We start from the raw sequence: 9,726 nt of genomic DNA on the forward strand, positions 1-9,726 counted from the left end.
TCCAGTTCACTTAGCGATACGTTGCTACGTTGCGCTGAAGTCGATCTCTATCGGCCGATATGGTCGACGAAAGTCGTGGAGGAAGCGAAAAGAGCAATTTGCAGAGTTCATCCAGATCTTTCCGACAGTCGAGTTTCTTGGCGATTCTCCAATATGAATACAGCTTTTCCATTCTCGGAGATTTCCGATAAACAGTGGGAGGGTCTGGTCTCAGGAGTGCACCTCCCCGATCAAGATGATCGTCATGTTGTGGCCGCGGCTGCAGCAGCCGGAGCGGATGTCATCGTCACGTCGAATCTCAAGGATTTCCCAGTAGTTGAACTTGCGGAGTACTCCCTTGAACCGGTGGGGCCGGATACCTTTCTCTGTGACATGCTTGATCTCAATCCCAACGCGGTGCAGCATGCGGTGCGAATGCAGATACGTAATCTTAAACGTCCGCCGATGAGTGTTGACAAACTACTGGGTTATCTTAAACGTGCAAATGTTCCAGAATTCGTGGCAGATTATCGTTCTCGATTTACTGATTGAGTGTCCATGGGCTTAATGGCGATGGTTGAGGCTGTATCAAGAAATGCAGTCCGCCCCGCCGTCCCCTATCGCAATTTCGGTATTCAACCGGGCGTATCCTGTCGAACAGCACCACTGATTGATGGCATCACTGATGAATCCCGAGAGGACGGGTATGGCGAACCGAATGAATAATCGCAATGAGCCGGCGCATCTGCGTCAACCGAATCCCGCCGGTACCACGGATCAGTCGAATCAGCAGCTCTCGCAGCCCGACCGGCAGAGGGTGGCGCTCGATTCGGCCCCGGAGGTTCCACTTGTTCCGGCTGTTGCGGCAGCTCCATCAATGCCAATAACTAGGTCCCAGAAGTCTGCGATTATCTCCGACCCGTCCGACCTGCTGTTCTATACCGCGCTTGCGCTCCTGCCGGTGGACGGCACGGTGGCGGGCATTCCGCTGCCGTTTTGGACGCCGCTGTCGCCCTGGCTGTTTCTGGCTTATGCACTGGTCAATGCCCGGCTGCTCAGAACCGTTGCCAGGCGCTACCTGCCCTTCGTCCTGTTCCCGCTGCTGCTGGTGCTCGTATCCTTCTACGGCTGGACCACGGTCGGCTTCCACGGCTGGGCGGCGGCGAGGTCCATCGGCTCGGTGGTGCTAGGACTGGCGTGTCTGGCATCTCTGGAGATTGCGCTGCGCATCAAGCGGCTGCCGTGGAAACCCATGGTCACCGTGCTCGTGGCGGCTTACAGTGTCGCGTTCCTGGTCGGCATGGTGCAGTGGGCCGGCGTGCAATGGCACGTGGCCGGGATCAGGCAGTTCTTCGCCAGACTCATGTACCGCAACTACACATGGCAGCGCCCGCAGTTCCTGTTCGCCGAGCCGAGCTATATCGGCATGCATCTGTTCGGCATCCTGCTGCCGGTCTACTGGCTTACCAAAGACCGTCGTGTCGCGGTGGTGATCCCCGTGTTCGCACTCGGCTCGCTGCTCATGGGCGCCGGCACCAGAATCGTCATCGATGTGGTCGTGGCAGGGGTCCTGTGGCTGGCGGCGTCGATCAACTTCCGGCGCCGTGGGGCCACGATTGGCGCGGTGTCGGGCATCGGAGTCGTGGTGGCGGGGGGAGTAGCCGCGGTATTCCTTGATCCACGGCTCAGCAAACTGGCTAGCGACGGCCTGTTGAAAGGCGACCAGTCGATGAGCGCCAGGATCTTCCACATGCTGGCTCCCGCCTGGGCATGGACACATGACCTGTGGCACACGCTGTTCGGCTGGGGCGCGGGCAACATCTCGAACGCGGTGCGCACCGGATATTGGGGTGCTCGGCGCTGGTATGACGCCCGAGGAGGGCTGGTCAACAACGAGATCCGAGGTCTGCAGAACCCTCCCGCAGACACGTTCACCATGAGCGCCTACGTCAGCTTCATCACCGAATTCGGCGTGCTCGTCATGTTGCTCTTGGTGGTGCTGGTGGTGGTGTCCCTGAGCGTGCACCATGCGTGGAACCGGACCACGGTGTGCTGGCTTATTCTGGTTGCATACCTGTATATTCAGTTCGAGGCATATGCGTGCCCCATTTTTGTGTCGGCGATGTGGAGAATTCAGGCGAATAGTGTCTCTGCAGCAAGGTATTGATTTACCGAATATGGGAAAATCATGGTACGCGAATAAACACTATACTAGTTAATGGTAAATTGTTATTATACAAGCGTCCGGTGTCTTGGACTCTAACCTATCTGTACCGTGGAGATAAAATGGTTTCGGCAAGTATAATTATTCCGACTTTAAATGCTGGGGGGACAATCGGACCTTTAATCGATCAGCTGAAGAAGCAAACGATACAACTAGAAAAAATTCTCATTATTGATTCTAGCTCCGACGATGAAACCGTTGCTATTGCTCAGAAACATGGTGCTAGTACAATTGTCATTGATAGGAATAATTTTGATCATGGTGGAACCAGAAATCAGGCATTCCTTGCTACGATTTCGGAGTTTGTGTTATTTATGACACAAGATGCTGTACCTGTTGACCAGAATTATGTTGAAAATATTTTAGAAGTATTTAAAAACAGGAATGTAGCATTGGCCTCTGGTAGACAAATTGCGAAAAAAGACGCTCAACGTTATGAACAGCTTGTGAGAGAGTTTAACTATGGACCCAACTCTTTTGTTCGTACGAAAAATGATATTCCACAATTTGGAATCAAAACATTTTTCGCATCTGATGTATGTAGTGCATACCGTCGTAGCGCTTATTTGAGTTGCGGTGGGTTCAGCTATCCGTGCAATACAAACGAGGATATGCTTATGGCAGCAAAATTCATTTTGTCAGGTTTTAGTGTCGCGTATGTGGCCAATGCGAAAGTTTTTCATTCCCATAATCTTTCCTTTTTTCAACAGTTTCGTAGAAATCGTGAAATTTCATTATTTCTTGTTCAGCATGCCACTGAATTGGCAGGTGCATCCGAGTATGGTGAAGGTCGGCGGCTGGCAATTCACATTTTCAAAACCCTCATTAAAGAGCGAAGATTTACAGAAATTTGTGGCTTTTTTGTTGATTGTATAGCTCGAATTCTAGGTAACTTTGCTGGTAAATTCTTGGCATCTGTCAGGTTGACTAGGAATTGATTTTTGATTGTATGGACATTTTTGGATTGTTATTTCTATTCCACAGAAATACTGAGAGGAAAGTTAATGAGAAGAGACGCGACAATTGAAATTCTTATGGCTACATATAATGGATCGGAATATATTGGGGAGCAAATTGAGTCAATTATTCAACAGACATTTTGTGATTGGAATTTGCTCATTTCTGATGATGGTTCAGAAGACAACACTCTAAAAATCATTGAGGAGTATGTCAAGAAAGATGATCGCATTAAAATCGTATCTAGATACGGGAATTCTGGATCTCCAAAAGCAAATTTCATGGGCATGATTCATTTTGCAAGAGCTAATTATATTGCGTTCGCTGATCAAGATGACGTTTGGGAACCCAATAAGCTGGAACTTTTATTGAGAAAAATGAAACAAACAGAAATTCATGTTACAAATGATATCCCATTATTAGTTTTTTCTGATCTAATGGTAGTTGACAGTACGCTTAAAGAAATTGATAAATCATATTTTAATTACATGAGAATCGACCCGTATCGTCTACGATTCAGCCAATTGTTAGTTCAGAATACGGTAACTGGGTGTTCGTGCTTGTTGAATAAGAGCTTATATACGTTGCCTGGAATTTCAGAGGTAGACGTTAATAATATTGTAATGCATGATTGGTTGTTCGCGTTGTTGGCCGCGATATTTGGCAGGATAGAGTATATTAATATTCCTTTGACTAATTATAGGCAACACGGTGACAATTCGGTTGGAGCGTTAAAATTTAATTTTTTAAGCTGGTGTCATCAAAATTCGGCTAATCGTCAGAGTATTGAAAAATCAATTTTGCAAGCAAAAGAATTGTTGCGGGTATATGGACATTTTATGCCTCTTGATCGATTATATACACTTAAAACCTATGCACTCATATTGAATGAAAAAAGAATAAATCGCTCAATAATTGTATTAAAAAAAGGGTACTTGAAATCGAATTTGAGCCGTAAGCTTGGGCAATTGCTCTTTATTGCATTATTGTGATTGATTATTTAAATTCTTAGCATTATCGCAAGGTATATAGGAAAAACTTATAGGCGAGTTGGAGACAACGAAAGATTTTGGCAATAGGTGAGAAAGAATAAAAAATCTTTGAGTCGTGGCGGAAAATTCTCAGACGATTTAAAGATTGTGATTTGTTGTCTGAGATTTTAGAAAAATCTTGTTGTATAACTAGATTGCTCATCAGTACAATTTTTCTACCTTCATGCTTCATGTCTCTGATAAATTTATGGTCTACCAAGTCAAGGAACATCTGCTCATTATACCTATATCCTGAAAAAATTGATCTTCTAATGAGCATTCCGGAATTAATTGCGCTAAACTTCATGGATATTTTGTTTACGCTTTTAAATGGTTTAAAAGTATATCGACCCGCGTAGCAGGGGCTAATCAAGGTGCCGTCTTGTGAGTATACTAGCGGAACAAAAATATCTGCTTCAGAATGCTGGCACCAGTTGAGTGCTGTGGAGAAAAAGTGTTCGGGTAACAAGGTATCGTCATCTAAAAGGCATATGAGGTCGCTGTGGCTGATTGAGATTGCCTCATTGTATGCAACGGGTATTCCTTGATTGCCTCTCATGTCACAATAGATAATTTTGGGGTTTTGGTCAGCGAATTTCTCGTTCTTAGTCTTAATGTTCATGTCGGTTGAGTTGTCACAAATGATTATTTTATTGCAAATTGATTCATCTAAGAGCGTTTGAATAGATCTTGTGCTGGAAATGAACGTGTTGTACACAACCAATATTATATCTAAAGATAGCATTTTTTGATTTCTTCCTTGGCTATAGTAAAAGTCAATAAACTTTCAATATTGTATCATTTAGTATGGCCTAGCAGATAATTCTTGCCACGTCCTAAAGCAAAGACAAAACGAAGATGAATACTTTGTACGATAATTCTTAAAGATGTATTACCGTATTTTTACTGGATAGCATTTTGCCACTTTGACTTAGATTTCGGTATGCAAATGCCTAATCACATGCACCTAAGCGTCACTTTCAGAGGAGATGTCGCAAAAACTAAGAGGTTAGCGCCCCATTATGCAAGGCATCGCAGAGGCCTATTCTTGGCTAGCTGAGCGAACTAATTCAAACATTGATAACTTGTGGATTCTTGAAGATTGCGTTTCATGATGAGTAATACTAGGCGAAAGCATCATTGCGCCAGGACCTGCGTTCATCTAGGATCTTAGAATGGCAAGGGGTTGTCTTGAAATCTGTGTGGCTGGTTTTGATCGCCGGTCTTGCTGATTGGTGGGTATGGGGCGGTGATTATGCTGACCGCGACGATGGTCGTCATGACGGCCAAGGGGAAATAACCCAACCGGGAGCGTTCCGGACAGATGGGCGGGGCGTTGAGCTTTTGCATGGCCAAAGAGCGGGGGCTGGAGGTAGCCGGGACAGGCCACCTGTCAAGGCGGTAACCACAACGGTGCCGGGGCTGTGTCGGACGAGGCGATGAACGGGCATCCGGGAAGCGCGAAACACGAGAAAAGCCTGGAGTGTCCTGTCGCGAAGGCGCACCGCGCCACCACAAGCAAAACGGCGGTCGCGGTCGCGGGTAGTCCGGTAGACATTGGGGTCTCGGGACCGCGACGCCCCGTGCCGCTCCGGTCATCGTCAAAAGGCGGCGATCGCGGTGCCCCCACTGCGGCAAAAAATATGGGCATCCGGATCGAAACCAGCGTCGGACTTGTCTGCGTCCGCTCCCCGCAGGTGGGGAACGGATGTCGCGTAGCGAGCATCAGGGAATCGTTTGCCCATCTCGACGTCCGATGTGCCGAGCCGGAAGCACTGGCAGGAACGGGCGGTCGTCGGTCGGCCGGCTCAAACGAGATTTGGGGGATAACGCCATTATGCGAAGCATGCCTTCCGGAACGATCTGGGCTGGTTCTAGTGGTCGTTGCGACGTCTGTCCTTCTGGGAGGTATGGATGTCGCAATACGAGTATCGGGGCGTGGTCCATGCGGACCGGCGTGCGATGTGTCGCGCCGGACGCGTCCACTATGTCGAGCTGTTGAACCAGGGCATGAACTCCACCCAGGCCGCCCGCATGGTCGGGGTGTCCAAACGCACGGGGAAAACATGGCGCAACGGGCGAACCAGAAGCAGGAGCAGGAACGAACGGACACTGGTCGACTGGTATCGTCATGACATGGACCAGCCCAAGCCCATCAGCACACGCCATCCGAGTCAATCCGAACGCATCAGCATCGCCGACCGACTCCACGCAGGCGACTCGATACGCGCGATGGCCCTGCTGCCGCAACGCAGCACCTCAAGCATCAGCCGTGAGATCCGACGCGACAGGAACCCGCGCACCGGCCGCTACGAACCCTACCTCGCCCACCACCAGCCGGGACACGAGCGCCTGAAACGGCCCAAACCCGCAAGATCATGGCACACCCGCCCCTGTTCGCGTATATACGCGACGGGTTGCGCCGCCACCTGAGCCCCGAGCAGACCTGCGGCCGGCTCAAACGCGGGCACGGGGATAATAGGAACATGCGAGCATGCCATGAAACCATCTACCAGGCCATCGACGTGCAAGCCAAGGGCACTTTGAAACTCGATCCGCAACAGGCGCCGCGCTCGGGACGCACCGCACGCAAGCCCCAGGGAGACACCGATGCGCGCACGCCACGCTTCCGGGATCCCATGATCATGATCGGCGGTCGGCCCGCCGGCATCGAGGACCGGGCCATACCAGGACACTGGGAAGGCTACCTGATCGTTGGAAGCAGGAACAAAAGCGCCATCGGCACACTCGTGGAACGGGCCACCCGGTTCACGGGTGTGCTCCACCTGCCCGACCGCCACGACGCCCAGAGCGTGCAGCAAACCCCGGCCAGCGAGAACACCAACGGGCTACTACGCCAATACTTCCCCAAAGGCGCCGGCCCGAGCATCCGCCTTGAGAGCCACCTGGACACCGTCGCCGGGGAACCCGACGACCGACCAAGAAACCCCCCTCGACTTCATGAAACCCAGCGAAAAAATCATCGAACTCACCGACCAAACCTGATACCCTCAAACCACCAACAAGCCACCAACCGTTGCAAACACCACCAGAAACCGTTGAGCCAAGTCAAGTTTTTAGGATTCAATTGATATTACATCTTTAGATATATATTCAGGAATCCGAAAACAAATTCTTAAGGAATGCTATATATCATCTTAGAAATAAATATTCAAATGGTTAGTATATATCGTTATTATTGGTAGAAATGTCTACAAAATGGACTATGAAGTAAATGGATATGAGAAGAAGCACGTTTATCCGGTAGAATTCAGTTAGTGTACCGGAGCCGGTCACATATGTAGAAAAAATTTGAAAGATCCTAAACAAGATAACAAATGCTAAACTCCTCTGATGTATTGCATCATCAGAAAAAAGCTTTAAAAAAGTTACTAGGATGATTGCGTTAATTGCAATTGCAATGACTGTAATGATTATTCCATTATAAAAAAGACTCACTGCAAAAAAATTTGCGCTAAAACGGACCTTATGTGAAATATAATTTTCAACAATATCGGACTGACTGTACTTTTGCATGAGACCATAGACCCCGGAATCCGGGTTATATATATCTTTCTGAAGAAAAACTGAACGTAGCTCAGAATAATTTGAAGGAAATGGATTTCCCGAGACTCTTGTGTCGCTGGCTACAGCCCACCACATATGGCCGGATAATAAAAATTGTCTTTCCAACAATGCCTGCCACGCCTGTCCTATGGTACTAAAATTACCTGAAAGGACCTGCCAAAATAAGTATGAAGTGACTGCTAATAAAACAATTGCACTTCCATAAATAAGCAGCTTCTTGTAAATATTTGCCGCAATTTTTTTTAAATGAAAAGAGTAAAAAAAATATAACCAATAAGGTAAGCAATATGATATCGATGATCCCTGAAACTTTATATCCCAACAAAAAGCGAATGCACGCGAACAATAGCGCAATGCAGATGCAGGAAAGTTGATGCTTGGACCGTACATTTGACTTTCCTGTGGATAACTCAGTTTGAGCATAGGTAAAGCCTAACCCGGCAGCTATCACTGTTAACAGATTGTTGATTTGCCCGGCGCCCGGAAGAGCAGAATATTCACTCCAATAATTAAAACGAGTGACCTGATTGCCAGATAGTAGAGGAATTCCCGAAACGCTCATATTAAATAACAGATATCCGGAAAATATCAATCCTATAATTGGGAATATATATGCCGGCATTGTAAGGTTTTTTCTTCTATATATGACCTTCTGAGATACAACACCGTTAATACGCGTATTCTCGAATGATTCGTAAACATCCATTCCTTTCCCAGAAAAAAAACCTATCAAAAAGAAGAATATTGAAAGAAGGAAGAAGAACTTTGGCCCAGCAAATGCATTCCAAGTCGTATAACCCAGCTCCGACACAAAAACGCTATGGTCAAGGATGGTGGCTGATATCCCGCACGAAATTAATCCCACGCACAACATAAAGAATAATATTGAGAATATACCAATTTTCCGAATAATATACATTAGTGATATCGCACACAATACGCAGCTTGCCGTTAGTGCTACAGCATATATGAACACGAGGTTATTCCCCACTCTTGCAAATTCAAACAATAAACAAACAGAACATTGAAACTTAAAGTGACTATCCCATACAACTATACATGTTTGACCAGAAAAATGATCGTGTTTGGTTTAATGCTTTTCACAATCACTCTTAAGTTTCCATGAATCGGTTATTAATTGAATTCCGGTCCCCACGATTGCAATCATATAGACCTTTCACCCAACGCGATCACTTCTATGTCTCGATTCATAATCGAGATGTGAATTGCACTCAAAAACTTGGATTATTGGAATACAAACTTGGGGGGACAGAATCATTTCTCAACTTTCCTTTGATATTTGGTCGTTGGGTTGTATCCAATGTTCCTTTGCGCTTCAGTACACGCTGCAAGGGCCCCTCCCGTGCCCGAACTCTTCGAATAAGGTAAGAGCGCCACTCAAGCATTGCGAGAAATCGTCACACGTACATCGGAATTTGATGTGGACTGGGTTTTGTTCCTGATTTCCCCCAGATAAGGAATGATGGAATTATGAGTACGAGATATGCCAAGGAGTTCAGGGACCGGGCCGTCAGGCTGTTGGCCGAGTCCCGGGGGAATTACGCGTCGGAGACGAAGGCGTTGCAGGGCGTGGCGAAGGATCCGGGTGTGGCGGCGGAATCATTGCGCCGCTGGCAGGCCAAGGCTGATACGGCAAGCACGGCGGGTCCCGAGGAGTCCGGCGAGCTCAGGCGGCTGCGTCGGGAGAATGCGCAGCTGCGTCGGGCGAACGAGATCCCGTCGAGCGCGTCGGCTTTTTTCGCCTCACGGCCCGACCCGACACGACGTTGATGGTCGAGTACATCGACACTCATCGCCACCGGTTCGGGGTCGGGCCGATCCGCACGGTCCCGCGGGCTGCGCTGGCTGGCGGGTTGCTCACCGCCAGAGCATACCGGCAGGTCAAAGCCCGTGCCGCCAGCMGTAYGMRWGCTCGACCGCYGACGC

General features: G+C 48.2%; 7 protein-coding genes and 1 pseudogene. 6 read left to right on the forward strand and 2 right to left on the reverse strand.

What is annotated here, in order from left to right; all coding sequences use genetic code 11:
- The first annotated feature begins 75 nt into the window (after positions 1 to 75).
- The 4 genes from BMON_RS09635 to BMON_RS09645 all read left to right on the forward strand — a co-directional run bounded on the left by BMON_RS09635 (position 76) and on the right by BMON_RS09645 (position 4,152).
- On the forward strand, positions 76 to 531 hold the full coding sequence (locus BMON_RS09635) for a VapC50 family PIN domain-containing toxin (RefSeq protein ID WP_420307744.1): 456 nt from the start codon (positions 76 to 78) through the stop codon (positions 529 to 531).
- A gap of 166 nt (positions 532 to 697) precedes the next feature.
- Positions 698 to 2,146 carry a hypothetical protein gene (locus BMON_RS06490; protein ID WP_237745363.1) on the forward strand — a complete coding sequence of 483 codons (1,449 nt, stop codon included), beginning with the start codon at positions 698 to 700 and terminating at the stop codon, positions 2,144 to 2,146.
- A 119-nt stretch (positions 2,147 to 2,265) separates the two neighbouring features.
- Positions 2,266 to 3,141: a glycosyltransferase family 2 protein gene (locus BMON_RS09640; RefSeq protein ID WP_081882956.1), complete on the forward strand. Its 876-nt coding sequence runs from the start codon at positions 2,266 to 2,268 to the stop codon at positions 3,139 to 3,141.
- Positions 3,142 to 3,237: 96 nt separating this feature from the next.
- Positions 3,238 to 4,152 carry a glycosyltransferase family 2 protein gene (locus BMON_RS09645; RefSeq protein WP_161786328.1) on the forward strand — a complete coding sequence of 305 codons (915 nt, stop codon included), beginning with the start codon at positions 3,238 to 3,240 and terminating at the stop codon, positions 4,150 to 4,152.
- Positions 4,153 to 4,174: 22 nt separating this feature from the next.
- On the opposite strand, the gene BMON_RS10695 is transcribed toward BMON_RS09645, so the two are convergent.
- Positions 4,175 to 4,936, reverse strand: a complete 762-nt coding sequence (locus BMON_RS10695) for a glycosyltransferase (protein WP_033512633.1) — start codon at positions 4,934 to 4,936, stop codon at positions 4,175 to 4,177.
- A 1,169-nt stretch (positions 4,937 to 6,105) separates the two neighbouring features.
- On the opposite strand from BMON_RS10695, the pseudogene BMON_RS09300 reads away from it, so the two are divergent.
- Positions 6,106 to 7,197 (forward strand): annotated as a pseudogene (locus BMON_RS09300) (IS30 family transposase).
- Between the two features lie 174 nt (positions 7,198 to 7,371).
- Here the strand turns inward: BMON_RS09300 and BMON_RS10000 are convergent.
- Positions 7,372 to 8,202 carry a DUF6418 domain-containing protein gene (locus tag BMON_RS10000; RefSeq protein WP_156098628.1) on the reverse strand — a complete coding sequence of 277 codons (831 nt, stop codon included), beginning with the start codon at positions 8,200 to 8,202 and terminating at the stop codon, positions 7,372 to 7,374.
- A 1,068-nt stretch (positions 8,203 to 9,270) separates the two neighbouring features.
- On the opposite strand from BMON_RS10000, the gene BMON_RS10700 reads away from it, so the two are divergent.
- Positions 9,271 to 9,570 (forward strand): transposase, encoded by a 300-nt coding sequence (locus BMON_RS10700; RefSeq protein WP_034885361.1) that lies wholly within the window; start codon positions 9,271 to 9,273, stop codon positions 9,568 to 9,570.
- The last annotated feature ends 156 nt before the right edge of the window (positions 9,571 to 9,726 follow it).

The sequence above is a fragment of the Bifidobacterium mongoliense DSM 21395 genome (assembly GCF_000741285.1).
In the GTDB taxonomy this organism is placed as follows: domain Bacteria; phylum Actinomycetota; class Actinomycetes; order Actinomycetales; family Bifidobacteriaceae; genus Bifidobacterium; species Bifidobacterium mongoliense.